General features: G+C 54.5%; 1 protein-coding gene. It reads right to left on the reverse strand.

Translation table 11 applies throughout. From position 1 onward, the window contains the following. Positions 1 to 306 (reverse strand): ParB N-terminal domain-containing protein (locus tag JK635_RS28170; protein WP_202653241.1); only part of this gene is annotated, 306 nt, incomplete at its 3' end. Positions 307 to 448 lie beyond the last annotated feature (142 nt).

Genomic DNA, 448 nt, shown 5'->3' on the forward strand with positions numbered 1-448 from the left:
GCGGCCATTCTCCTTTGTCTTTACTGTAATAGGCGACATCAAGCCAGATTCACTAATGGAGGCGGCGAGTGCGTCGATTGCTTCCGGATCAAAAATCAATCGTGGCTGATGGGGACTTTTATCAATCAGCGCGATCGATATCTCTGCAGCGGGCGCATGTCCCTTGCCAGGCAGAGGTGAAGGCTCTTCCAGGGAATGCATCACGGCTGGCGGCTTTTCGCCGTCGACCGGCGTGGCCGTCGGCTCCATCGGGTCGAATGTCTTCAGGGAAGCCAAAGGCATACGTGGTGCGAGTCGTTGCTTCATTATGCAGCCTCCATGTCGATGCTTGTCCGTTTCTTGGCCAGCCTGCCGGTGACTGAAAGGACAAATTCCGTAAATAATCGATATTCGCCAACTGGTGCTGCGGTCGGTTGTTGCAATGTGAGCGGAAGGTAATTCTCCTGCG

The organism is Neobacillus paridis (assembly GCF_016765675.1).
Lineage (GTDB): Bacteria > Bacillota > Bacilli > Bacillales > Cytobacillaceae > Neobacillus > Neobacillus paridis.